Below are 22,516 nucleotides of genomic sequence, written 5' to 3'. Positions count from 1 at the left end.
GGCAGATCAGCTGGACAGGATATTCACCATATTGATGAACTCCGGGTTGATCGGCTTGTCTTTTGTGATGGTGTCGATGAAAGGCGTGTAAACCAGTTCCCCATTGATAATACCGGCCATCTCGTTCTTCCGACCGGTCAGCAGCCCTTCCACGCAGGCGATGCCCAACTGGCTGGCCAACATACGGTCTGCTGCCGTGGGGGAGCCGCCGCGCTGCACGTGTCCCAGTATGGTCACGCGGGCATCCATGTGCGGCAGGGCGGTCTGTACCTTGGCGGCCACCTCGGTGGCACTGCCTTCTTCGCCTCCCTCCGCAATAATCACGATAAAGGAAGTCTTGGAGCGGCTCCAGCCGGTGCGAAGGGTATCCACCACGTAGTCGATGCTGGTATCCGTCTCAGGTATCATCACAATCTCGGCACCGCCGCCAATGGCACAGGGGATGGCTATATAGCCTGAGTCACGGCCCATTACCTCGATGAAGAAAACCCGGTCGTGGCTATCGGCTGTGTCGCGGATCTTGTCGATGGCATCGAGCGCAGTGTTCACGGCAGTGTCGTAACCGATGGTGTAGTCGGTGCCGTACAGGTCGTTGTCGATGGTGCCGGGCGCGCCGATGGTGGGGATACCGTATTCCTCAAAAAAGATGTTGGCCCCTGTAAAGGTGCCGTCGCCGCCAATGGCCACCAAGCCTTCGATGCCCAGGCTCTGAAGCTGGTCATAGGCTATTTTACGGCCTTCTTTGGTGGTAAAATCCTTGCTGCGCGCCGAGCGCAGGATTGTGCCGCCCTTCTGTATGATGTTGCTGACAGAGTAGGATTCTAGTTTAGATATCTCGCCCTTGATCATGCCGTTGTAACCGCGTCTGATTCCGTATACTTCTATACCATGATATACAGCAGCTCTCACAATTGCTCTAATGCAGGCATTCATGCCCGGAGCATCACCGCCGGAAGTAAATACGCCAATTTTTTTCATGGAGGAGTGATGTGTTAGGTTAAAGTTTCTTCTATTGTTTTTCAAGCGTGTCGTTCTTAATTTACGCTTTGTGAGGGAGGGGCAATTTCCGTTGAAGCGGCGCCATTCGAAGCCTTTAAAAAAAGCCTTGAAAGCACGACTTTAAATATGGAAAATCGTATGCAATACCAAAACACCACTCTTTACTTTCTGCGGTGCGTGTTACATTGTCCTTACACGGTGTGCGTAAGATCGCAAATTTAGCAGAAAGTAAAGTTATAGCACAATAAGAGACCAATTAATTAATCTAAATTTAGAGTCAGCCTATGTTCGGTTTTTTTGAGAGCGAAGAAACAAAGAGATTAAAGAGCCACATCACCAATTTAGGTGCTCTTGCAAAAATTGACGGGCATCTGGACCCGACCGAAATGAACTACATCGTTTCGATCGGTCAGAAACATGGCATGAAGGCAGACGAGGTGCGACACCTGGTTGCAAACGTGGCTAACATAGAACCTCAGCTTCCCGCCAACGACTCGGAGCGGTTTGACCAGATATATGACCTTGTGGAGATGATGCTGGCAGACGGCATTGTGGACGAGAACGAAATGGATTTTTGTATTAACATGGCTGCACGGCTCGGCTTCAAAAAGACAATTGTGGGCGTGCTGGTGCGAAAGATTTCGATGGGAGTGAAGGACGGGCTGAGCCGCGCTAACATAAAAAGGGATGCACAGTCTTTCCTGAACTATTGATCTATGGTGCAGAATTCCCGGTACTACAGCTTCTGCCTCCTGATGCTGCATGCCGCTTTGCTGTTGTTTATGAGTTTTTACTTCCTCGCCCGCGAGGATTACCTGCTGCACTTCCTGCAGCAAAGGCTGCCCCTGCAGTTTCTGTTTCGCTTCTGCGCCTTCTGGTTTGTTAGTTTTGTCTTTACGTTTTCGGTTTTCCTGTGGTACGTGCAGCGTTACCAGCTGCAGATTCCGGCGGTGGAGCGGAGCTATGCCATTCAGGCGGGTAAGTATGCCTTCAGCATAGGAGCGGGGGCGGCAGTCATATTCTTTCTCTTGCTTTATACCGTTTTCCTCAGATAAACAGCTGTCCATCTAGCTGCCTTTCATTTATAGAGGGGTGGCAGCGTTTCGCCCCATTCTTATCTGTTCAGGCTGTATGGTGTAAACGAGCCGTTCTCATATATATAAATATTTTCCTCTCCCTCAATGCCAATGGCTAAGGCATCGTGCACGGCCTCCACATCTTCATTCGCGTCCTCTGTTTGCAGCGGCTCCCCCTGCTCCACCAGATACAGGTAGTAAAGGCTTTTAAGGTTTCCGCGCTCGTTAAACAAGATGTCGCGTTTAATCTCATAAAGCCTGTACAGATTTTCCTGCTCCTGCATTGCCGCCACAACCACCAGGTCTTTATCTTGCTGCAACTGTAACGCCAGGTCCTGTAGGGTGTCGCCGTTAAAGTCGCCCCGTACCAGCGTGGGTCCCTGCAAATCGCCCTCTGTCTGCTCCCTGGCCTCTTCCGTCAGCGTCGGTTTCTCCCAGCCCGGGTACTGCTCTGTCAGCAACTGCATGACGGGTGGCGGCATTGGCATGGTTGGGTCTGTGTCGTTTTCGTCCGTTTTTACACCGTCTTTCTTTGTGTTCGCTATGGAGTCCAGGGCCTCTGTGGGCGGCGCCACAGTTACCTGCTCATCCTGCACTTCCTCGTTTTTCGGGCTGCAGGCAACGGCTATCCCGAGCAGCCCCAGCAGGCAAAGCTTCTTTTTCATAGTATAATTGTTTATCACGTATATGCTTACTGCTGCGGGGGCGAAGCAGTTACATCGGCCAGAATACAGGCACAAGCAGCAGGATGACGATGATCAGCAGCAATGTGAGCGGGCTGCCAATCCGGATAAAGTCCCAGAACCGGTACTTGCCGGGGCTATATACGAGGATACAGGCAGGCTCGAAAGGTGTGACAAGCGATACAGAGGCCGCCAGCATGATGGCAATGGCGAAGGCGCGCGGGTCGGCGCCCATTTCTGTCGCTGCCCGCAAGGCCACCGGCACCACCACCAGCGCCGCAGCCGCGTTCGACATAGGTTGCGTCAGCAGCACAGTTAAGACCACAAAGCCGGCCAATACGCCCATTTTTCCCATGGGGCCCATCAAGTCCACGATGCCCTGCGCCAGGAAGTCGGCAGCGCCGGAGTGCTCCATGGCCGTGCCGAACGCCGTCATACCCCCGATCAGGATCAGTAGCCGGAAATCGATGGCGCGGTAAGCCTTGTCGGTGCTGATGCAGCGGAATAAAATGCTGCAGATGGCAGCCAGCAGGAAGGCAATGGAGAGGGGCAGCAGTTTGAGCGTGCCCAGCAGAATCGCCACCCCGAAGCAGGCGATGGCGATGATACCCTTTCGCTTTTTAAACAGGACAGGCTCGAACTCATCCAGCACAGCCACATTGTTGGAGTTGCGCAACTGGTTCAGCCTTTCGGATGAGCCCTGCACCAGCAACAGGTCGCCGAGCTGCAGCTGTATGCTGCCGATCTTGCTGCGCAGGGTTTCGCCATGGCGCGAGATCGCGATCACCACCAGGCCGTAACGCTGCAGGAAATTCACCTCCTTTACGGTATTTCCGATGAGGGTGGATTGCCGCAGCACAAGCAACTCGGCCAGCCGTATGACTTCCGTCTGCAGGTCTTTCTCCAGGATCACGTCGGCCATGATCTGGATTCCCTTCGTCTCCTTCACCTTCATCAGGTTGTCGAGGTCTCCCTCCACCAGCAGCACGTCTTTTGCCATGATGCGGGTCCGGAAATCTGGGAGGAAGTTGTCTTCGCCCCGGATCACGTTCAGAATCCTGAAGTTGAGCGAGGTGAGGTCGGAGGCGAATACCAGCTGCCCAACCAGCGGTGAGTCAGGCAGGACCACAATCTCGGTCAGGTATTTCTGGAGTTTATATTCCTCTGTCAGCTCCTGGTCGTTGTGGTCGGGCAGCATGCGCTGCCCGATGGTCATCATATAAAGCACGCCCACCAGGAAAATTGCGAAGCCAATGCCGGATATCTCGAAAAGGCCGATGGGCGGAAGCCCGGTTTTGGCGATATAGCCGCTTACAGCCACGTTGGTAGAAGTGCCGATGAGCGTGCCGGTGCCTCCTAGTATTGCCGCAAAAGCGAGCGGCATCAACAGCTTGGAGGGGCTTTTGTTGATGCGCCGTGACAAACCTACAAGCGGTGTTACAAACATGGCCGTGACGGTGGTGTTGTTCATGAACGCCGAAACAATGCCCGTGACGACCATCACGACGAACAACATCAGGTTAGAGCTCTTGTGCGCCAGCCGCACGAGCCTGATGACGGCAAAGTCGAGAATGCCCGTTTCCTGCAGTGCCGCACTCAGTATAAAGATAGAGGCAATGATGATGATAAAGTCGCTGCTGAAGCCCGCAAAAGCCTCTTCGGGGGTAATGATGCGCACGCTTGCCAGAATGATGAGCATGATGAGCGTCACGATCTCAACCGGGAGTTTCTCTGTCGCGAAAAGCACTACGGCAATCACCAGCAGCGTGAGCACAAGGGCTATTTCCATAAAAATCCTGATTTTGCAACCTTTGGCTTAAGGCGCAGCTTCGGCCTTTTACGTGCAAGTGCCACCGGAGGGTGGTAAATCCTACTTAAAATTTACGGCCATATAGCCACTTTTTGCGCCTTAAATTGGGAAAAGGCGGAGAAGCAGCCACTTGGATGTCCCGGGTCTCAACCTTTTCAGGCGCCTACGGCCTCATCAATGGAGCGCAGAATAACCTCGCACGCCGCCCTGATCTGCTCCTCGGTGATGACGAGAGGCGGCGCGATGCGCATGGAGTTGTCGCAGAACAGGAACCAGTCGGTGAGCACGCCGTTTAGTATCGCACGATCTATCACAGCCTTCAGCACCTCAAACGACTCAAACTCCGCTGCCATCAGCAGGCCGCAATTGCGGATTTCTTTGATGCGGGGATGCACCAGCAGTTGCCGGAAAAGCGCAGCTTTCTGCTGCACGCCCGCCGTCAGGTTTTCTTCCTGTATCACCTGCACGGTCGCCAGCGAGGCGGCGCAGCTTACGGGGTGCCCGCCAAAGGTGGTGCAGTGGCCAAGGATAGGGTCGGTTTTGAAGGCGGCCATGATTTCCTGCGGCGCGATGAAAGCCCCGATCGGCATACCGCCGCCCATGCCTTTGGCACATACCAGGATATCGGGCTCTATCCCGAACTGCTCAAACGCCCAGAAAGTGCCGGTTCGGCCAAAACCGCACTGTATCTCGTCCAGGATCAGCAGGGTGCCGGTCTGGGTGCAGCGGGCGCGGAGGTGGCGCAGGTAATCGTTTTCCGGTACACGCACCCCCGCTTCGCCCTGCACCGTTTCGATGAGCACGGCGGCGGTCCGCTCCGTTATATACTGCAGGTCATCGAAGCTATTGTACAGGATATGGCGCACGTCGGGCAGCAGCGGGCGAAAGGCGTTTTTGAAGCCCTCGCTGCCGTTCATGGAGAGGGCGCCCTGGGTGGAGCCGTGGTAGGCGTTGTAGCAGGAGATCAGCTCAGTGCGGCCGGTGTGGCGCTTGGCCAGTTTCATGGCGCCCTCCACCGCTTCTGTGCCGGAGTTCAGGAAGTACGTATTGTTGAGGCGCGGAGGCAAGGTCTTGCTCAAGGCGTGGGCCAACTGCGCCTGCGGGGCCTGCACAAACTCCCCGTATACCATCAGGTGCATGTATTTATCCAGTTGCCCATATATGGCCTCCAGCACACGCGGATGGCGGTGGCCCACATTGCTTACGCCAATACCCGAAATCAGGTCGAGGTAGCGCCGGCCTTCCCGCCCGTACATATATACTCCCTCAGCCTTCTCCACCTCAATCAGCAACGGGAAGTCAGATGTCTGCGCTACGTGCTGCAGGAACAATTGCCTCTGTGAAATCATGCTGCAAAGGTAACAATTAGCACTGAAAGAATGCGGGTGGCCTTCTGTTTCTGCACTTCCGGTGCCTCTGTTACCCTGCCTGCAACAGCGCTAGCGTTTGTAGTTCTGGTACCACTTGGCGAGTTGCTCTACCTGGGCAGGGTGCTCGCTTAACCAGCTTTCAGAGGCCTTGCTCTGGAGGATGGAGTAACTGAAGGCCTCCACATTCTTATCCAGCGACATTTCGTGGAAGAACTCCACATAGTAGCGCCACCAGAAGTCCTGCCGGTCTTCCCTCAGCTCGCCTAAAATGTTAAAGAAAGACTGCGTATTCTCGAAGAAAAGCTGTTCCGGAGTTTTGCCTTCCTTTGCCTCGATTTGGTTTGAGGCCTGCATCATCGAAAGCATCAGCTCTGCAGCTGAAAACGGGTTGTCCTCCATTTTATCAGCGCTCACTAAAATGTTGACAGTGTTGCCTTCTCCTTTCGAAACGCCCTCCTGCTGCATTTGCTGCAGTGTTTTAAACGCGCCGGCGGCCCGTTCTGTCTTCGGCTCCAGCAGCAGGAAGTTATAAAATGCGAGCAGACTCTGCACGCGCTGGTGCTGCGCCTGCTTGATATAACCTAACAGCAAATGGCTGCTGCTATGCCCCGGCTTTAATTGCACCGCCTGCACGAGTGCCTGCTCCGCCTCGCTGAACTTCTCCTGATTATAGAGCGTCAGCCCCATGTTGTAATATGCCATATGGTAAGCCGGGTCCAGCTTCATGGCTTTCTTATATTCTTTGATGGCCTGCTCCGGTTTGCCCGTTAAATCGAGCGCACTGCCCCGGTTCACGTGCGCCTGCGCTTTCAGTTCAGGGCTGGCGTTAATCGACTTAATCGCCGCTGTGCTGTACCTAATCGTATTGGGCATGTCGTGCAGGGCGAAGTAAGTGAGCGAGAGTTCGTAGTTCAGCTCCGGGCTTCGCCGGTTCTGTTGCAGCACCTGCTGGTAGTGCTCCAGCGCGGCCTTGTAGTCCCCTTCCTCATAGAGCAAAATGCCTTGGTTGATCTGGTCTTCAAGCGGGCTTGTCTGGGTGTAGCCGGAGGTAGCAGTGCCGCCAATCAGCAGGAGGGCGCAAAGGAGCTTTTTCATGTACAAAGAATTTGTAAGTTTCGGTTTGCGCATCGTTGGCTGCAGCAACAGCAAGGCGCTACTGAAAGATACTTATTCTTTTATATATAGTTTAGCAAATTGAATTAAAATATGAAAAATTATTATCTATCTATCTTCTTCACATATATAAAAATTTGATATATAGAAAGTTAATATAAGTAACCAAAGGTGCGATTTATTTTCCCTGTTGAAACAAGACTCACCCCCAACCCCATGTTAACGGAGGGGTTGGGGGTGGGTTCTCTGCCATAAAATCCCAAACAATTCTATATAGCGCAACTTGAGTTAAGTCAGGAACCCGATCAACACTGAAGCGGGGGAAGAACAGCGCCTGAAAGTGATGGCCAGGACAGGCAGTTATATATCCCTGCCTCCGGGTTTATAGAACATACAGAAGCAGGGATATATATCTCAGGCATTGACGAGGCGCATGCCTTTTTCGTCGTAGCGGCTTCCGTGGATATTTTTCATAACCTGACCTATTTCCAGGAGATCTTCTTCCGAAAGCGCCACGTTTACGGCTTCAATGTTAGTGAGCAGATGCTTTACCTTCGTCGTTCCGGGGATGGGGATGATGTCCTCCCCCTGGTACAGCAGCCAGGCAAGGGCCAGTTGAGAAGGCGTGCATTGCTTGGCCTCGGCTATCTGCTCCACTTTCTTCACCAAATCCAGGTTCTTCTGAAAGTTATCACCCATGAAACGCGGCGAGGTGCGGCGGTAGTCGTTGGGGTCCAGGTCATCGAAGCTTTTGATGCTGCCTGTCAGGAACCCACGGCCCAGCGGACTGTAGGCTACAAAACCGACGCCCAGTTCGCGGCAGGCGGGCAGCGTCGTTTCCTCCACATCCTGGCTCCAGAGTGAATATTCGCTTTGGATGGCCGTTATCGGGTGGATGGCGTGCGCCCTTTTTAAGGTTTCGCCGGAGGCTTCTGAAATGCCGATATAGCGCACTTTGCCTTCCTGTACCAGTTCGGCCATCGCCTGCACCGTTTCTTCGATGGGCGTTTCGGGGTCCACGCGGTGGAGGTAGTAGAGGTCGATCCTGTCGCGGCCCAGGCGCTTCAGGCTGGCTTCGCACGCTTTCTTTACATAGTCCGGCTTGCCGCTGATGCCGCTGGACCGTGTGGAGCCGGGCTCCCGGACAATTCCGAACTTGGTGGCCAGCACCACCTGGTCCCAGCGGTCGTGCAAGGCCTTTTGCAGGAGCTCTTCGTTCCGGCCCACGCCGTACATATCGGCGGTATCAATAAAATTCACCCCGTGCTCCAGGGCTGTGTGTAAAGTCCTGATGGATTCCTGCTCGTCTGGCTGCCCGTAAAAGTCAGACATGCCCATGGCGCCCAGCCCGATCGGGAAAACATATAAGTCACTTTGGCCAATTCTTCGCTGCTTCATCTTTTGATTCTGATTAAGGTTTATATCTGCTGTTGTGTATTCTGATGTACGAGGTTTGCAGCAGCAGGATCAGGGGCAGCCTGAGGCGAACAGCAGGGAAAGCAGGGGGCATGCTCAGCATAAAGAAGCGCAGCAGCCACGGGGCTGCTGCGCTTCTTTATGAATGGCTGGATTCGGGATTTGATGGCCGGCCTCAGGGGCGCACCCTGGAGTTGATGACAAGCACCTTATCCCATATGGCTTTGTTCTCTGCTATAAAGCGCTGGTGCACGGGGTGAACCGAATAAAGCTTTATTTCTTCCTCGTTCCGGTAAGTGGTGTAATGCATGACATCGTACTCCGGCGCCGTGGTCAGGTCTCCCATTACCGTGGGACCGGCATGGTAAGACAAGATGTAGGAGATGCTATCCTTTAGGTTGGCAAAGCCACGCATGTGCTGCTGAATAGCTTCCGGGGTCGTACCGGGCTTAAACTTAAAACACACAATGCGCTGGATCCCCGCTTCGGCCGGCAAACCTGAAGCAGGGCTCTCCTGCAAGGTGGCTGAGCGATTAGGTTTTTGATCGCAGGCCGAAAGCAGGATACAGCTTAGTCCAAGTAGCAGTATTTTTCTCATGGTTGCAAAACAATTAATTAAGTGGTTAAAACTTTTTTATATACCTGTAAAGGGAAAAGAAATAGCTGGCAACGATATGCTGCCACCTAAAAAATCAAGCGGAATAACAGAGCGGGCTTGGCTAAAGCGGGTGCTGCCGTTAATTTACACAATTAAAGGCGTCCAACCATAGCCTGCTGTCACCTCTGCGATCGGTTGCGGCACGAAAAAATACGGGGGCTGATCGATACTCAGAGTAGGCTGCGCCGTAAAATGAGCTGGGCCAGGGGCCATATATGTTTCACCAAAACCAGAAGGAGGAAATATGCCACAAGGAGATAAATCTGCTTACACAGACAAGCAGAAGCGCAAAGCGCAGCATATAGAAGAGAGCTATGAGGATCGAGGTGTGAGTCCGGAAGAAGCTGAGAAAAGGGCCTGGGCCACCGTGAACATGCAGGATGGCGGGGGCAAAAAGAGCGGCTCCGGAAGGGCCAACCACAAGGGAAAATAGCCTCTAAAAAAAACGGCCAGCTGACATACTCAGCTGGCCGTTTTTGATTTTAAGGATAGTTGTTTGTGTGTCCGTTCGGGTCGTCGTGGTCCGGATCTACGGTAGGGTGCAAGCCGGAAGCGACCCTGTTGTGCGAATAAGGCCTTTTGCTTTTCCGCCGGGCGGACTTGTCGGAACTGCGCTTGCCCAAAACTGAAAGCGCCATGCCTACCAGTGCCACCGCCCCCGCTATCGCTACGATCTTGGGCACCGAGTTGCCCACCGGAGGCGGCACCGACACCACGCCGCGTTCATCCGTAATGGCCGGCTCGTGTACATAGCGCCCTTTGTTGGGCACGGCCACCACCCAGAAGTTCTTCACCAGGTCATCTAACTGCCGGCGGAGCTCATGGCCCACCATCGGCATGCCGTGCCCGGACGCCGCCACTTCAGGGTTGAGGTCCGCCAGGATCTCAACAGAACGGTGGGCGGCCGCCCAATCCGGGGTGAAGTAGGAAGGTGGCCCATGCACTTCGCGCTTCTCTGTCATCACCGCAATCGCCGACTCAGCATCGCGTGTGGTAAAGGCATCGCCCAACACCAGCACACGGTCCTCCTCCCTGAAAAATGAAACGTGGCCGGCGGTATGGCCCGGCGTGTGTAGCCAGCGCCAGCCTTCCAGGCCAGGCACAGAGCCATCCCCGGGCAATAACTCGATATGATTTCTGATGTTGATCGGTTTTTTAGGATAGGCAAAGGCCATATAGGCCATTCCGCCGCCGCCCACGCTTGAGTCGGGTGGTGGGTAGCTGGAGAGTCCGGTGAGGTAAGGCAGTTCCATCGGGTGGGCATATACCGGCACATCCCACTCCTGGGCCAAGTCCTTCACAGCGCCGATATGATCGAAGTGCCCGTGTGTGAGCAGGATGGCCTTAGGCCTGGATTCGTCGCCGAACAACGCGTCTGCCGCCCGTCGGATCTTTGCCGTGGAACCCGGCACGCCCGCATCCACCAGCACCCACGACCCGTCGGGGTTAGCAATGAAAAATAAATTTACGAAGATTGTTTTCAGCCCCCATACCCGGGGCGCCACAGCAAAGGTTTCTCTTTTGCCGGCGTAATATTTGGGTTTAGATGCTTCCATATGAGATGGGATTATTTTTTAGGAACAGATTCAGCTTTTTAACTACGAGGTACACGTTAAAGAGGCTGCCCGAATCCATAGAATCCTAAACTTTAATATTTTTTGGCGGTTGTTGTTTTATGTCTGCCGATTTTTGCTGTTATTTATCTAAGGCATGTTATTTGGAACCTTGCATGTGGCCCTGTAAAATTTGGGTTGGCATGATTTCCTGAGCGACAGGAATCTTTTATCTAACTGGAAAGTTATTCTATTATGGTTAATCTATTTATACCCCCCAGCTATATGGCCGTTTATGCGAAATGTGTGGACGCGACCATGCCTGCCTTTGATCCGGAAGAGTGGATAGAGGAAGGAAAGGTGTATCCTGTGAAGCATTTCACGGAACCTTTGAACCAGGGCGAAGGGTTTGCTGTCACGATTATGGACGAGGACGGCGTTGAAATTCACCCATCTCCATCGCACTGGAGCTTTGCTTCCACGCGCTTCGAAATGTATACCCTTCACCTGAATTAGACCAAAATCAGGAAAAGATCGTTTAATTTACAAGGCTGCCGCGTGCAGCCTTTTTTTTGCTATATTGTGTTAGTAAGTGCCTGATGGATATGATACGTGCAGAAGAATTTAACGAATTGCCGCCGCACCTGCAGGCCGAGCTGGTGCTGGAGCAGGGTCATTACCTGCATCACCGCATCCGGGGCTGGTGCAAGATAGACCTGTACTGGCTGCATGATTTTTACGTGGAGCTGTGGTTTCTATATGACCTGAAAAGCATCGGGCTTGTACGTGCCCTCACCGACTACGCGCATCTGGAGCCCTACCTCGATACCATCAAACTAAAGCTGGCCCTGATTAACAAAGAGTAGTTTCCTGAGTCTGGGGCTTGCTGGTATGTGTATGGAAAATCGCGTTTCTATACGGCATGTGAGCCTATTTTGGGTTAAGCTGAAGTCCCTTGCTTATCCCCTCATTCAAAATTCATATTTTCGTGCATGAGCAGAAATCTACTATTGATCAGCACCTCCACCACACACGGCACCGGCTATCTGGAACATGCAGCGGAGGAAGTCAGAGCACTCTTAGAAGGGAAGAAAAATCTTTTGTTTATACCTTATGCCCGCCCGGGCGGCATCTCGCATAGCGACTACACCGCCACCGTGCGCGAGGCCTTTGCGAAATGGGACATAAACGTAACCGGGGTGCATGCATCCGATGACCCGGTGAAGGCGGTGCATGAGGCGGAGGCCGTGTTTATTGGTGGAGGCAACACTTTTGTGCTGCTACGCAATCTTTATGCGAATAAGCTGGTGGCTCCATTGCAGCAGCGGGTGCTCAAGGGCATGCCCTATATGGGGACCAGCGCAGGCACCAACGTGGCCGGCAAAACCATCGGCACCACCAACGACATGCCGATCGTGCACGTCAAAACCTTTGATGCGCTACAGTTGGTGCCGTTTAACATCAACCCGCATTACCAGGACCCGGTAGAACACTCCACCCATATGGGCGAAACTCGTGAAACACGCATCGCTGAATTCCATCACCACAACCGCCAGCCGGTGGTGGGCCTGCGGGAAGGAAGCATGCTGCGTGTGCAAGGGGATCATATAACACTAAAAGGCCCGCTTACGGCGCGTATATTCCTGCAAGGGGAGAAGCCGATGGAGTTTGCCCCTGGCGATGATATCAACTTTCTGCTGGAGGCGTATTGAGAGAGCGGATGATGACTTATAGGATACCGAGATTTATATATAAATCGATTGTTAGCTTACTGGTCTTTACCATGAATGAACCTGCAAAAGAAAGCCGTCAGGTAATGGGCTTTGTCCTGCCTTGTTCTCTTTCTCCTATTATTGCTTGCATAGCCCTGGCCTATAGTCTATATCACAAAAAAAGCGCTACCATAACGGTAGCGCTTTTTTAATTCAGCTAAACTTGATCTACTGGTTTATCTTCTTATCATCCAACCTGCGTAGCAGGAGCTTGGTGAAGGCGCGTTCGCCGCGGTATAGCTTAACGAGCTGCTTTACGGATATGACCTTCTGGTATTTGTAGGAATACTCCTTGTCCAGGGCCAGTTCCTTTGCTTTCAGGTCAAAAATCTTATCGACGCGGGCCTGTACCTGCTCGTCAGTGAGGGCATCTACATCCTGCCGGAAGTCGATGCGGTACCCCTTTACCAGTTCGCGGCGCTTGGCCTCATGCTCGTTATAGATCGGCCAGAATTTCTGCGCCTGCTCGGGGGTAAGGCCCATCTTATCGGTCAGGTAAGCAACTTTCGCGGCTTCTACGTTTTCCTTTCGTTCGTGACTGTGTCTGTCCTGCGCAAGGGCAGCTGTGCCGCTAAGGGTGAAGGCACAGAATAGAAGTACTAATAGAGCGTAATGCTTCATGGGTGGTTTAATAGTCTAAATCGTCGAGTTTATAATAAAGCAGCTCTTCTTCAGCAGCTGTTGGACTTACATTCAGGAAGTCAGCGGCAAGTTCCTGGTCAGCGGCCAGGTATTCCTCCAGGTCAGCTGTCTCCATCTGCGCGTAGGCGTTCAGGTAGTTCATGATTTCCTGGTCAGAGAGCGTCGCGACCGTCAGCTTTTCCTGTTGGGGAGCCTGTTGCATGCTGAATAAGAAGGTGCCGGCAAAAAGGAGCAGCAGCAGGAGCGGAGCCATGGCATAACGAACCGGCCGCCAAAGCCGTGCCTGCCACGGAGTGGAGGCGATATGCTCCCGGGCTGCGGTGCGTTCCATGATGCGCATGGGCAGCCGGTCGAAGTATCCCTCGGGTACCCGGTGCACATTGTGCTTCGGAATGTCGCTGATTCTAAGTTCCTTCTTCATGTTCCTCGTCTTCTTTAGGTTAGATGCAATACCCGTGCTATAGTTTAATCCTGTTGCAGATATTCTTCGATTTTTTTAGCGGCTATATGATAGGACGCTTTTAATGCCCCTACGGAAGTTCCCAGTATTTCGGACATTTCCTCGTACTTAAGCTCGTCGAAATATTTCATGTTGAACACCAGGCGCTGCTTGTCGGGCAGGCGCAGGATGGCCTTCTGCAGTTTCAGCTGCACCTCATCGCCGGCAATGTCGGGGGAGGAGACAAGCTTTTCCGTCAGTTCGGAGGTGATGTCGTGTATGGGCAGGAAGAATTTCCTCTTTTTGCTGGACAGGAAAGAGAGGCACTCATTGGTGGCGATGCGGTAGATCCAGGTGTAGAGCTGGGCATCTTTCCGGAAGTTTTCGAGGTTCTTCCATATCTTGATGAAAACCTCCTGGGTGAGGTCGTCAGCATCGTCGTGGTCGATCACCATTTTGCGGATATGCCAGTACACTTTCTGCTGGTACTTCCGGACAAGCTGGTTAAAGGCCAGGTTTCGGCTCTCAGGCTGGGAGAATTTTTCTAAAAGCTCTTTGTCTTCCACTTCACAGTTTTCAGGGAGCCGAAGGCAGGTGCATGAAGGGGTTAATATAAAGAGGCTGTACTACATGCGCACAGCCCCTTCCATATATAATCTGTTAAATTCGGTCTACTGCTGCTTTCTGCTGATGACGCGCTGAGCGGCAGCCACAATGTCGTTCTCAGACAGGCCGTACTTCTCCATCAGTTCCTCCGGTGTGCCGGACTCGCCAAAAGAGTCGTCTACCGCCACGTATTCCATGGGCAGCGGATTCGTCTTCACGAGCAGCTGCGCAATGCTGTCGCCCAGGCCACCGAGGCGGTTGTGCTCTTCGGCGCTCACCACGCATTTTGTCTTCGCCACTGACTTCAGGATCGCTTCTTCATCCAGCGGTTTGATGGTGTGGATGTTGATGATCTCGGCAGAAATACCTTTCTCTGCCAGTATATGGCCCGCTAAGATGGCTTTCCAAACGAGGTGGCCGGTAGCAAAGATGCTGACATCCGTCCCTTCGTTCACCATCCAGGCTTTCCCGATCTCAAACTTCTGGTTCGGGTCCGTGAAAACAGGGATAACCGGGCGACCAAAGCGCAGGTACACCGGGCCTTCGTGCTCAGCGATGGCGATGGTGGCGGCCTTGGTCTGGTTGTAGTCGCACGGGTTGATGACGGTCATGTGCGGCAGCATTTTCATCATGCCGATGTCTTCGAGAATCTGATGCGTGGCACCGTCCTCGCCCAGTGTAACGCCTGCGTGTGAGGCACATATCTTCACGTTCTTACCCGAGTAGGCAATGGACTGTCGGATCTGGTCATAGACGCGGCCTGTCGAGAAATTGGCAAACGTACCAGTGAACGGTATCTTACCGCCAATGGTCAGGCCGGCGGCAATGCCCATCATGTTGGCCTCGGCAATGCCTATCTGGAAAAAGCGCTCCGGGTTCTCTTTGATAAAATCCCCCATCTTCAGCGAGCCGACGAGGTCGGCACAAAGGGCTACTACATTGGGGTTTGTGCGGCCAAGCTCCAGCAGGCCGGCACCAAAGCCGGAACGTGTGTCTTTTTTCTCGGTATACGTGTACTCTTTCATCTATCTGTTGAAAATTTTTACGGTTGTAGTTGCGCCCGATTTAATATTAAAATCCTTTACTTCAGTGAATTTACTCGCCTGGGCATTTTTGATGCGGTAAACCAATCTGTAATTCCCTGGCTGCAGGGCCATGGTTATTTTGCTGTTTTCCTCTGGCAAATTGCTGAGCCAGCGCTGCCCGCCGCCTTCCTCCATCAGGTAGATACTCCCGTAGCCTTTCATCTGCGATGAAATGGCCACCTGCCCCGGTGGCGGAATGGCAATGGCGTTCGTCTGCCCCTGTTTTATCTCCACATCCTGCAGGTATATGCGCGGCACCGTCAGCACCTCTAGGTCGTATATACCGGCCAGGTACTTCTGCTGCTCCCCGAACACCTGCACATGCAGCGTCTGTGGAGAACCCTGCCGCCTTACAAGCGCAGCTAAGGTGCCGTAAGGGGAGGGGCCGTCCTGGCGCAGGTGCAAAATGCCCTGCGGCGCCTTTACCCTGATCACGTTGTGCATGCCCGGCTTTATGCTGATGTTCCGCTCCACGACAGCCGGTACAGTATTCACCACCAGGTCGTAAGAAAGCAGGGCGTCGATGTCCAGCATGTCGGGTTTCCCCTCCGTGCTCTGGTAGTGCACATAGTTGTATTCCGGCTGGCCCGTCAGGGCGTTGAGGAAGGTCATGTTCACGTTCGTCTCCACCGGCTTGCCCTGGTCATTCAGCAGCTCCACGCTCACCGTGGTCTGGCTCAGCGCTTGCGTCACGATCTCCGTCAGCACCGACTGGAATGTCTCCACATCGGCGGCATTGTAATACTCACCGATGCAGCTGAGCTGTTTCTCATGCTCCGGCTCAATGCCGATGCCGATAACGAAGGGGCGAAGGAAGATGCGCTTCTTCTGCAGCGCCAGCGACATGGCACAGGGATCGCCGCCGCAGGACTCCAGCCCGTCAGTTATCAGGATGATCACGTTTCGCGTCTTTTCCTCCGGAAAGTCTCCCGCCGCCTGCTGCAGCGAGTACGTAATAGGCGTGTTGCCACGCGGCACAATCTCCGCCAGCTTCTTTTTGATGGCGTCTGTGCTGTTGCCGGAAAAGGGCACCTCCAGCCGCGTGTCTTTGCAGTCGTTGCGCTCGCGTCCAAACTGGTGCCCGTATACCCGCAAGGCGACTTCCACGTTCTCGTGGCGCTCCAACGAGTCCACGAGGTGGGCCAGCAGGTCTTTTGCCACCGATATGCGGTCGCTTTTTTCCCACTTGGCCAGCATGCTGCCCGAAGCATCCAGCAGAAAAAGGATACGTGTCTTAGGCTTTGCTTTCTGCTCTCCCTGGCCCAAGGCAGACCCTGTTGCTGAGAGTATCAGCAACAGGGAAATTGCCGCGAATAATTTGCTCCAGGGTAGCATGCAAAGGTGCTAAAGCCAAACCTATCTATAAACCTGCCGCCCCCTGCAGCGTCTGCCTGGTGCGGTTGGGGATGTCTTAGTAATCAGCAGCCTTCTGAACGGCCAGCTGTTGCAGCGCAATCTGAAGCTGCTCGTCGTTCGGTGCCACGCCGTGCCATTTGTGTGATCCCATCATAAAGTCCACGCCATACCCCATCTGCGTATCCATCAGGATCATCACAGGCTTGCCTTTGCCGGTGGCGGCTTTTGCCTGGTCCAGGGCAGGCAGCAGTGTCTCGAAGTTGTTGCCGTCTGCCTCCATCACGTGCCATCCAAACGCTTCGAACTTAGCGCGCAGGTCGCCCAGCGGCATAACTTCCTCGGTGGAGCCGTCTATCTGTTGTCCGTTCCGGTCAACAGTGGCAATCAGGTTGTCTACTTTTTTGGCACCGGCGTACATGGTGGCTTCCCAAACCTGACCTTCCTCCAGTTCGCCGTCACCCATCAGCACATAGATAAGGCTCTTGTCCTTGTTAAGCTTCTTTGCCTGCGCGGCCCCGATGGCAACTGACAGGCCCTGGCCGAGCGAACCCGAGGCCACACGAATGCCGGGCAAGCCCTCTTCGGTGGCTGGGTGCCCCTGTAGCCGCGAGTTCAGCTTACGGAAAGTAGCCAGCTCTTTCACTTCAAAAAAGCCTGCACGGGCCAACGTGCTGTAAAATACCGGGGATATATGACCGTTCGACAGGAAGAACAGGTCTTCGCCTTCGCCGTTCATGTCAAAGTCGGTGCTGTAGTTCATCACTTTAAAGTACAGCGACACGAAATAGTCGGTGCAGCCGAGGGAGCCGCCCGGATGGCCGGAGTTTACGGCATGCACCATGCGCACGATATCCCGGCGTACCTGTGCCGCTATTTGCTTCAGCTCTTCAATGCTCTTGTTGTGTGGATTCACTTTAATCTGGTTATGAGTTATCAATTTCAGTAATAATACGCAATTAATCTGTTTTGCCGCAAACATCAACCCCCTTAATAGCCAGCCTGGAAGAATGCTGTATAGGGTGAGATGCAGAGACCTCTATATAAATGTAAAATAAACACTTATTATGAGAAAGAGAAACAGAAAGTGATATAAAATCTTTCTCCGGCTTAAAAGTATAAACGCAGCTGCTTTGCGGGCAGCTGCGTTTATAGTCTAATTTGTCAGAATCTGGCTGGAATGGTCAGCAGTTTTTACCTTTTTGATGATGTCCCGGATCACTCCTTGTTCATCAATCACAAAGGTGTACCGCATGGTGCCCATATACTTGCGGCCATACATCGATTTCTCCTGCCACACCCCGTATTGCTCCACTATCTGCTTCTCAGTATCTGCAATCAGCGTAAAGGGCAGGTCGTACTTGCTGATGAAGTTCTGGTGTGACTTCTCGCTGTCGGTGCTAACGCCGATAACTTCGAAGCCTTTCTGGAACAGATCGCTGTAATTGTCGCGGAGGTTGCAGGCCTGGGCGGTGCAGCCGGATGTGTTGTCCTTCGGGTAAAAGTAGAGGATCACTTTTTTGCCCCGGTAGTCGCTTAGCCTGATGGTGTTGCCGTGCTGGTCTTTGCCTTCGAAATCAGGGGCTTTGTCTCCAATATTCAATTCCATGCGTTTTGTCAGATGGTGGTGGTATAGGTGGCTTCGTTGCCTGCATTGTCCTTCACCTTCAATACAACTTCACCGGACAAAGGTAGGTCTTTATTTAACTTTTCGGACCAGATGGTCGCCTTTTTGTGCTCGTACTTCATCAGGAGCCATTCCCCGTTTATATAGGCGTTATAGGAGTTAAGGCCCGAGAGGTCGTCGCCGATCCTGAAGCTGATCTGTTCGCGGCTCTTGCTCAATAAGCGTATAGTGGGCGCTTTGGTGTCTTCCAGCACCTTAAATTTACCCATGTTTTTGGTGCTGAAGGTAATGGTGTTGTCCTCGCCCCAGGTGCCGCCCATGAAGCCCCTGCCGCGCCCGGTACCCAGGAAGTACACGGCCGCCTTCGACTTGTCCTTTACGGCGGTCATATCCGGTTTGATGGTGACTTTGATAGGCTGCAGCAACGGCGTAAAAAAGTCGCCGACGGTGAATACGTTGTCCTCCAGTTTCGTCTGCAAGTACAGGGTGTCATACAGGGAGCGCTTGTCGAAGAGCACTTTCAGGTAGCTGTTCGCGAAAGCCATTTCCTGCCCGGCCGGAACCAGCTTTTCAAAATGAAACGGCACGGTAACGCCACAGAACCGCACAGAGTCCGGTAACCCGGCACGCAGGTCGAAAAGGCCTACCGACTGGGAGTTCTTCATATAGCTCGGCACCAGCACCAGGGATTTGCCGCCCTTCAGCAACTCGATGTTCTGCGGGGTGCTGCTGGTGTCGGTGGCCATGATCTTGAGGATATTGCCGATCAGCTCATAATCAAGCGACGTCTTTTTGACGGACTTGGCCAGCGTCTTTGTGAAAGTGGGCTGCTCCCCCTTCACCACAAAGCTGAGGGTAGAGGCGTTGTTATAGGAGTCGCGCGCCACAAGCTGTACCCGGTAGGTGGAGTCGGGGTGCACGTTGATGCGGCCCTGGCGCCCGTTGGTGGCATTGTACAGGGGCAGGTCGTTGCCGTTGTCCACGTAGGCTTTCTGAAAGGTGCGTCCTTCGCGCTTGTATATGTTGTAGTTGATGTGCTGCGACACCTGCCTGGAAAGCTCAAACGGCACCTGGTCGATGTAATGGTTATATACCTGCTTGCCGTTGACAAGCAGCGTCACTTCCTGCGTGCCGTTCTTGTTGGCGGCACCGTCAAGCTTATCGATCGTCTGCAGTTCCAGCCCCAGCAGGCCATTGGCGTATACCGTGTCGGTAATGGTGTAAGTGTTGCCTTTCTGCGTGGTGCGGTATTCCGCCCTCCGGAACTCATTGTTCACCCGGGACTGGATGCGCAGCGGCGTGATGCCCAAAGTGAATATCTCCGGCGGGGTAGTGTCTATCACCTCCTGGAACTTATACTTCAGCGGGTTGTAGAGGCGGTCGTTTCCATCCCTGATCTCGAAATGCAGGTGCGGTCCCCCCGAGCCTCCGGTATTGCCCGACAAACCGATCACTTCCCCGCGCTTCACAGGGAACATCCCCTTTTCCGGGAAAAGCTCCAGCTCAAAGCTTTTTTTCTCGTACTGCTGCTTCAGTATATAATCCGTCAGCGGTTGCCCGAAAGCAGAGAGGTGCGCGTAAGTGGTGACCAACCCGTTGGGGTGCGTTACAAATATGATGTTGCCGTAACCGTAGGTAGACTGCTTTACCCGCGAGATATACCCATCCGCGGCGGCATACACCTGCAAGCCCTCGCGCTGGTCGGTTTTTATATCCAGCCCCCCATGAAAATGGTTGGAGCGTATCTCTCCCATGGTTCCTGACAGGTAGTTCCGCTCCCCCGGCTTTATCGGAAACAGGAAATCTATAGGCTCCGGGGCCATTTGCGCGGCTGCACCAAAAGAGGTGACAAACGCAAGCACTGCAAGCGAAAGCCGCTTCTTATTTAACTTCGAAGTCAAGTAATTTTCTATCTTCAACATACCCTACTAATCTGTCTCCTATCTGTACTGGACCAACACCCTCCGGGGTGCCGGTGAAAATAATGTCTCCTGTTTTTAACGTGACAAAACGGGAGATGTAGGCGATGATGTCGTCAAACTTGTGCAGCATCATTTCTGAGTTGCCCTGTTGCTTCGTCTCCCCGTTCACCTCCAGCCTGAAATTAATATGCTGCAGGTCGGGGAACTGGTCTAAAGGCAGAAACTCCGAGATAGGAGCGGAGCCGTTGAAGCCTTTAGCCAACGCCCAGGGCAGGCCCTTTGCCTTCGCTTTTGACTGCAAGTCGCGTGCCGTGAAATCGATTCCCAGGCCGATGGCGTCGAAATACTTGTGTGCGAACTTCCGGTCGATGTTCTTGCCCTCCCGCCCGATGCGCAGGATAAGCTCTGCCTCGTAATGCACATCGGTGGTGTAATCGGGATAGTAGAACGGCTCGTTGTTGCGGAGTACCGCCGTGTCAGGCTTAAAGAAAATGACCGGCTCGTCCGGCACCTCGTTTTTTAATTCGGCGATATGCGCAGCGTAGTTTCTACCGATGGCTACTATCTTCATGTAATTTACGAATAGATGTTCTGATTGTCAAAAATAGGGGTTCTAACATTGCGGTCCAGTAAAAAATCTGGAAATATTACGCATTTGGTGTGTGGCATGAGCCAAGCCGGCAATGCCTCTTCCCCCTCAAAACAACTGCACTTAAAGCCCTGATATTATATTTTCGGCTGTAAAACAAATCAATGGATGGCTGACGTATAAGCCGTGCAACTAAACAAAGGTGACGGCGAGGCGAAAAACAATTTTTTATTGCTGCCGTTAATATATAGTGCTTTGCTAATTTTAGTGTAAATTATCCCGGGTTTTAACAAGAATGGTTCAAAATTTGAACCGGCTTAGAATCCACCTTAACTTTAAGAAGATGTATAAGAAAATAACTGCTTTCGCAATTGCCTCCGTGATGATGGTGGCCTGTACGACGGTACCCATTACCGGTCGCCGACAACTCAGTTTGGTATCTGACGCTGAGATGCAGCAGCAGAGCTACGCTGCCTACGATCAGTTTCTGAGCGAACACAAACTATCCAGGGATGCCCAGGCTACGGCCATGGTAAAAAGGGTAGGGCAGCGGATTCAGCGCGCCGTGGAGCAATATATGGCGGCCAACAACATGCAGCAGGAACTGGCGGGGTTTGATTGGGAATTTAACCTTGTGCAGGACGAACAGGTGAATGCCTTTGCGATGGCGGGCGGAAAAACGGTGGTGTACAGCGGTATTTTGCCTGTTGCGCAGAACGAGACAGGACTTGCCGTGGTAATGGGGCACGAGATTGCCCACGCCATTGCCAAGCATGGTAACGAGCGGATGAGCCAGGCGCTGGCGCAGCAGTTCGGTGGCCAGACGCTTTCTGCGCTTGCGGGCGCACAGCCGGGCGCTGCCTCCAGCCTGATCATGTCTGTTTATGGGGTGGGCTCGCAGTTGGGCATGTTAAAGTATGGCCGCAACCAGGAGTCGGAGGCAGACCGGCTCGGCTTGATCTTTATGGCCATGGCAGGCTATGACCCGCAGGCGGCCGTGCCATTCTGGAAGCGCATGGAAGCGCAGGGCGGCGGGCAGGCTCCTCCTGAGTTTCTCTCAACCCACCCAAGCGCAGGCACACGCCAGAGCGATCTGCAGAAGTGGATGCCGGAGGCGCTGCAGTACTATAAAGGAAAATAAACCAACCCTAATCTATGACCTATACCTCTTATGCCCGCTTCCTTTCCAGCGTTCTCAGGAAAGTTAAAGTTACAAGTGCTTTTATATTCATCCTGTTTCTTGCAGGCGCCTGCTCAGGCCGCGAGGTGATCAGCGAAGAGAGCGACATGGGAATGGAAGAGGGGTTAGAGGAGGTGCCCGTAGCGGCTTATGACGGCAAACTGCTGGCGCAGGTTATTTTCGACACCGTAGAATACATCATGCCCCACCAGGAACTGATGCAGCCCTTTATACGCGAGTTCGGCGACGGAACTGTGGTAGACAAGATCATGATCCGGAAAGTGCAGGAGACAAAAGAGGATAAGCCGGCTTATTACCTGGTGGGTTTAGGCATCCGGAACGGCGCCTTCCGCTCGATGGCTTTAAGCCTGGATTTGGCGGCGGACAACAGCCTGTACCTGAGCAGCAAAGGGGCGAAGCATATATGCCAGGCCTCGGCAGGCTGTAACTTCTGCTTTTTCACCTTCTCCGGCAACGAGATCACCGGGTGCGAGTGCGGCTCGCGATCGACTGGAAACAACTGCTCCCACAAGTTCTCGGAAGGCAACAACCTGCTGAAAGACGTGCAGCTGCGCAACCAGCCCCGGGACGAGAAAAGGTGAAATAGAGGAGGAGGCTTGTTA

The 22,516-nt window shown here is 53.3% G+C and carries 25 protein-coding genes; 8 read left to right on the top strand and 17 right to left on the bottom strand.

Features of this window, described 5'->3' with window-relative positions:
- Nucleotides 1-6: 6 nt before the first annotated feature.
- Nucleotides 7-978, bottom strand: coding sequence for a 6-phosphofructokinase (gene pfkA, locus ABD920_RS03590; RefSeq protein WP_345156820.1), 972 nt, complete (start codon nucleotides 976-978; stop codon nucleotides 7-9).
- A 305-nt stretch (nucleotides 979-1,283) separates the two neighbouring features.
- On the opposite strand from pfkA, the gene ABD920_RS03585 reads away from it, so the two are divergent.
- Both ABD920_RS03585 and ABD920_RS03580 read left to right on the top strand, forming a co-directional pair.
- Complete coding sequence (locus ABD920_RS03585) at nucleotides 1,284-1,712, top strand: tellurite resistance TerB family protein (RefSeq protein WP_345156819.1); 429 nt, start codon at nucleotides 1,284-1,286, stop codon at nucleotides 1,710-1,712.
- Nucleotides 1,713-1,715: 3 nt separating this feature from the next.
- The gene (locus ABD920_RS03580) at nucleotides 1,716-2,054 is read left to right on the top strand and encodes a hypothetical protein (RefSeq protein ID WP_345156818.1); all 339 of its coding nucleotides are present in this window, start codon (nucleotides 1,716-1,718) and stop codon (nucleotides 2,052-2,054) included.
- A 59-nt stretch (nucleotides 2,055-2,113) separates the two neighbouring features.
- Here the strand turns inward: ABD920_RS03580 and ABD920_RS03575 are convergent, their stop codons facing one another.
- The 6 genes from ABD920_RS03575 to ABD920_RS03550 form a co-directional block, all read right to left on the bottom strand.
- On the bottom strand, nucleotides 2,114-2,740 hold the full coding sequence (locus ABD920_RS03575) for a hypothetical protein (RefSeq protein ID WP_345156817.1): 627 nt from the start codon (nucleotides 2,738-2,740) through the stop codon (nucleotides 2,114-2,116).
- Between the two features lie 49 nt (nucleotides 2,741-2,789).
- Complete coding sequence (locus tag ABD920_RS03570; protein WP_345156816.1) at nucleotides 2,790-4,547, bottom strand: SLC13 family permease; 1,758 nt, start codon at nucleotides 4,545-4,547, stop codon at nucleotides 2,790-2,792.
- A 176-nt stretch (nucleotides 4,548-4,723) separates the two neighbouring features.
- The gene (locus ABD920_RS03565; RefSeq protein ID WP_345156877.1) at nucleotides 4,724-5,914 is read right to left on the bottom strand and encodes an aspartate aminotransferase family protein; all 1,191 of its coding nucleotides are present in this window, start codon (nucleotides 5,912-5,914) and stop codon (nucleotides 4,724-4,726) included.
- A gap of 93 nt (nucleotides 5,915-6,007) precedes the next feature.
- Entirely contained in the window at nucleotides 6,008-7,033 is a 1,026-nt protein-coding gene (locus ABD920_RS03560) for a tetratricopeptide repeat protein (protein ID WP_345156814.1), read from the bottom strand.
- A gap of 432 nt (nucleotides 7,034-7,465) precedes the next feature.
- Nucleotides 7,466-8,449 carry an aldo/keto reductase gene (locus ABD920_RS03555; protein ID WP_345156813.1) on the bottom strand — a complete coding sequence of 328 codons (984 nt, stop codon included), beginning with the start codon at nucleotides 8,447-8,449 and terminating at the stop codon, nucleotides 7,466-7,468.
- 193 nt (nucleotides 8,450-8,642) lie between these two features.
- On the bottom strand, nucleotides 8,643-9,065 hold the full coding sequence (locus ABD920_RS03550; RefSeq protein ID WP_345156811.1) for a Dabb family protein: 423 nt from the start codon (nucleotides 9,063-9,065) through the stop codon (nucleotides 8,643-8,645).
- Between the two features lie 304 nt (nucleotides 9,066-9,369).
- On the opposite strand from ABD920_RS03550, the gene ABD920_RS03545 reads away from it, so the two are divergent.
- The gene (locus ABD920_RS03545) at nucleotides 9,370-9,558 is read left to right on the top strand and encodes a hypothetical protein (protein WP_345156810.1); all 189 of its coding nucleotides are present in this window, start codon (nucleotides 9,370-9,372) and stop codon (nucleotides 9,556-9,558) included.
- A 49-nt stretch (nucleotides 9,559-9,607) separates the two neighbouring features.
- Here ABD920_RS03545 and ABD920_RS03540 read toward each other — a convergent pair whose 3' ends face one another.
- Complete coding sequence (locus tag ABD920_RS03540; RefSeq protein ID WP_345156809.1) at nucleotides 9,608-10,681, bottom strand: MBL fold metallo-hydrolase; 1,074 nt, start codon at nucleotides 10,679-10,681, stop codon at nucleotides 9,608-9,610.
- Between the two features lie 282 nt (nucleotides 10,682-10,963).
- Between ABD920_RS03540 and ABD920_RS03535 the strand changes: the two genes are divergently transcribed.
- The 3 genes from ABD920_RS03535 to pepE all read left to right on the top strand — a co-directional run bounded on the left by ABD920_RS03535 (nucleotide 10,964) and on the right by pepE (nucleotide 12,390).
- Nucleotides 10,964-11,194 (top strand): hypothetical protein, encoded by a 231-nt coding sequence (locus ABD920_RS03535; RefSeq protein WP_345156808.1) that lies wholly within the window; start codon nucleotides 10,964-10,966, stop codon nucleotides 11,192-11,194.
- Nucleotides 11,195-11,283: 89 nt separating this feature from the next.
- The gene (locus ABD920_RS03530) at nucleotides 11,284-11,544 is read left to right on the top strand and encodes a hypothetical protein (RefSeq protein WP_345156806.1); all 261 of its coding nucleotides are present in this window, start codon (nucleotides 11,284-11,286) and stop codon (nucleotides 11,542-11,544) included.
- Nucleotides 11,545-11,670: 126 nt separating this feature from the next.
- On the top strand, nucleotides 11,671-12,390 hold the full coding sequence (pepE, locus tag ABD920_RS03525) for a dipeptidase PepE (RefSeq protein ID WP_345156804.1): 720 nt from the start codon (nucleotides 11,671-11,673) through the stop codon (nucleotides 12,388-12,390).
- A gap of 228 nt (nucleotides 12,391-12,618) precedes the next feature.
- Here the strand turns inward: pepE and ABD920_RS03520 are convergent, their stop codons facing one another.
- From ABD920_RS03520 to ABD920_RS03480, 9 genes are all read right to left on the bottom strand, one after another.
- Nucleotides 12,619-13,071, bottom strand: coding sequence for a Spy/CpxP family protein refolding chaperone (locus ABD920_RS03520; RefSeq protein ID WP_345156802.1), 453 nt, complete (start codon nucleotides 13,069-13,071; stop codon nucleotides 12,619-12,621).
- Between the two features lie 7 nt (nucleotides 13,072-13,078).
- Nucleotides 13,079-13,513: a hypothetical protein gene (locus ABD920_RS03515; protein WP_345156801.1), complete on the bottom strand. Its 435-nt coding sequence runs from the start codon at nucleotides 13,511-13,513 to the stop codon at nucleotides 13,079-13,081.
- 44 nt (nucleotides 13,514-13,557) lie between these two features.
- Nucleotides 13,558-14,097, bottom strand: coding sequence for an RNA polymerase sigma factor (locus ABD920_RS03510; protein WP_345156800.1), 540 nt, complete (start codon nucleotides 14,095-14,097; stop codon nucleotides 13,558-13,560).
- Nucleotides 14,098-14,202: 105 nt separating this feature from the next.
- Nucleotides 14,203-15,162 (bottom strand): transketolase family protein, encoded by a 960-nt coding sequence (locus tag ABD920_RS03505; RefSeq protein WP_345156799.1) that lies wholly within the window; start codon nucleotides 15,160-15,162, stop codon nucleotides 14,203-14,205.
- Nucleotides 15,163-16,557 (bottom strand): vWA domain-containing protein, encoded by a 1,395-nt coding sequence (locus ABD920_RS03500; protein WP_345156798.1) that lies wholly within the window; start codon nucleotides 16,555-16,557, stop codon nucleotides 15,163-15,165.
- Nucleotides 16,558-16,633: 76 nt separating this feature from the next.
- Nucleotides 16,634-17,491, bottom strand: a complete 858-nt coding sequence (locus ABD920_RS03495; protein ID WP_345156797.1) for a transketolase — start codon at nucleotides 17,489-17,491, stop codon at nucleotides 16,634-16,636.
- A 240-nt stretch (nucleotides 17,492-17,731) separates the two neighbouring features.
- Nucleotides 17,732-18,184: a thioredoxin-dependent thiol peroxidase gene (gene bcp / locus ABD920_RS03490; protein WP_345156796.1), complete on the bottom strand. Its 453-nt coding sequence runs from the start codon at nucleotides 18,182-18,184 to the stop codon at nucleotides 17,732-17,734.
- An 8-nt stretch (nucleotides 18,185-18,192) separates the two neighbouring features.
- Nucleotides 18,193-20,103 (bottom strand): M23 family metallopeptidase, encoded by a 1,911-nt coding sequence (locus ABD920_RS03485; RefSeq protein WP_345156795.1) that lies wholly within the window; start codon nucleotides 20,101-20,103, stop codon nucleotides 18,193-18,195.
- Complete coding sequence (locus tag ABD920_RS03480) at nucleotides 20,084-20,695, bottom strand: fumarylacetoacetate hydrolase family protein (protein ID WP_345156794.1); 612 nt, start codon at nucleotides 20,693-20,695, stop codon at nucleotides 20,084-20,086. Before ABD920_RS03480 ends, ABD920_RS03485 begins: the two co-directional genes overlap by 20 nt.
- Nucleotides 20,696-21,056: 361 nt before the next feature.
- Between ABD920_RS03480 and ABD920_RS03475 the strand changes: the two genes are divergently transcribed.
- Both ABD920_RS03475 and ABD920_RS03470 read left to right on the top strand, forming a co-directional pair.
- Entirely contained in the window at nucleotides 21,057-21,854 is a 798-nt protein-coding gene (locus ABD920_RS03475; protein ID WP_345156793.1) for a M48 family metallopeptidase, read from the top strand.
- A 14-nt stretch (nucleotides 21,855-21,868) separates the two neighbouring features.
- Complete coding sequence (locus tag ABD920_RS03470) at nucleotides 21,869-22,495, top strand: hypothetical protein (RefSeq protein ID WP_345156792.1); 627 nt, start codon at nucleotides 21,869-21,871, stop codon at nucleotides 22,493-22,495.
- Nucleotides 22,496-22,516: the final 21 nt, after the last annotated feature.

The organism is Pontibacter saemangeumensis (assembly GCF_039541895.1).
GTDB classification, from domain to species: Bacteria; Bacteroidota; Bacteroidia; order Cytophagales; family Hymenobacteraceae; genus Pontibacter; species Pontibacter saemangeumensis.
The sequence above is the reverse complement of the archived record's forward strand: the minus strand, read 5'-3'. Positions and strand labels throughout refer to the sequence as shown.

What these genes read in the sequence shown, in the direction of transcription:
- pepE (WP_345156804.1), top strand. Translation starts at nt 11,671, where the DNA reads ATGAGCAGAAATCTACTATTGATCAGCACCTCCACCACACACGGCACC.
- ABD920_RS03535 (WP_345156808.1), top strand. Translation starts at nt 10,964, where the DNA reads ATGGCCGTTTATGCGAAATGTGTGGACGCGACCATGCCTGCCTTTGAT.
- ABD920_RS03515 (WP_345156801.1), bottom strand. Translation starts at nt 13,513, where the DNA reads ATGAAGAAGGAACTTAGAATCAGCGACATTCCGAAGCACAATGTGCAC.
- ABD920_RS03545 (WP_345156810.1), top strand. Translation starts at nt 9,370, where the DNA reads ATGCCACAAGGAGATAAATCTGCTTACACAGACAAGCAGAAGCGCAAA.
- ABD920_RS03575 (WP_345156817.1), bottom strand. Translation starts at nt 2,740, where the DNA reads ATGAAAAAGAAGCTTTGCCTGCTGGGGCTGCTCGGGATAGCCGTTGCC.
- ABD920_RS03520 (WP_345156802.1), bottom strand. Translation starts at nt 13,071, where the DNA reads ATGAAGCATTACGCTCTATTAGTACTTCTATTCTGTGCCTTCACCCTT.
- ABD920_RS03540 (WP_345156809.1), bottom strand. Translation starts at nt 10,681, where the DNA reads ATGGAAGCATCTAAACCCAAATATTACGCCGGCAAAAGAGAAACCTTT.
- ABD920_RS03570 (WP_345156816.1), bottom strand. Translation starts at nt 4,547, where the DNA reads ATGGAAATAGCCCTTGTGCTCACGCTGCTGGTGATTGCCGTAGTGCTT.
- ABD920_RS03470 (WP_345156792.1), top strand. Translation starts at nt 21,869, where the DNA reads ATGACCTATACCTCTTATGCCCGCTTCCTTTCCAGCGTTCTCAGGAAA.
- bcp (WP_345156796.1), bottom strand. Translation starts at nt 18,184, where the DNA reads ATGGAATTGAATATTGGAGACAAAGCCCCTGATTTCGAAGGCAAAGAC.
- ABD920_RS03560 (WP_345156814.1), bottom strand. Translation starts at nt 7,033, where the DNA reads ATGAAAAAGCTCCTTTGCGCCCTCCTGCTGATTGGCGGCACTGCTACC.
- ABD920_RS03505 (WP_345156799.1), bottom strand. Translation starts at nt 15,162, where the DNA reads ATGAAAGAGTACACGTATACCGAGAAAAAAGACACACGTTCCGGCTTT.
- ABD920_RS03500 (WP_345156798.1), bottom strand. Translation starts at nt 16,557, where the DNA reads ATGCTACCCTGGAGCAAATTATTCGCGGCAATTTCCCTGTTGCTGATA.
- ABD920_RS03580 (WP_345156818.1), top strand. Translation starts at nt 1,716, where the DNA reads ATGGTGCAGAATTCCCGGTACTACAGCTTCTGCCTCCTGATGCTGCAT.
- ABD920_RS03550 (WP_345156811.1), bottom strand. Translation starts at nt 9,065, where the DNA reads ATGAGAAAAATACTGCTACTTGGACTAAGCTGTATCCTGCTTTCGGCC.
- pfkA (WP_345156820.1), bottom strand. Translation starts at nt 978, where the DNA reads ATGAAAAAAATTGGCGTATTTACTTCCGGCGGTGATGCTCCGGGCATG.
- ABD920_RS03480 (WP_345156794.1), bottom strand. Translation starts at nt 20,695, where the DNA reads ATGAAGATAGTAGCCATCGGTAGAAACTACGCTGCGCATATCGCCGAA.
- ABD920_RS03555 (WP_345156813.1), bottom strand. Translation starts at nt 8,449, where the DNA reads ATGAAGCAGCGAAGAATTGGCCAAAGTGACTTATATGTTTTCCCGATC.
- ABD920_RS03475 (WP_345156793.1), top strand. Translation starts at nt 21,057, where the DNA reads ATGTATAAGAAAATAACTGCTTTCGCAATTGCCTCCGTGATGATGGTG.
- ABD920_RS03585 (WP_345156819.1), top strand. Translation starts at nt 1,284, where the DNA reads ATGTTCGGTTTTTTTGAGAGCGAAGAAACAAAGAGATTAAAGAGCCAC.
- ABD920_RS03530 (WP_345156806.1), top strand. Translation starts at nt 11,284, where the DNA reads ATGATACGTGCAGAAGAATTTAACGAATTGCCGCCGCACCTGCAGGCC.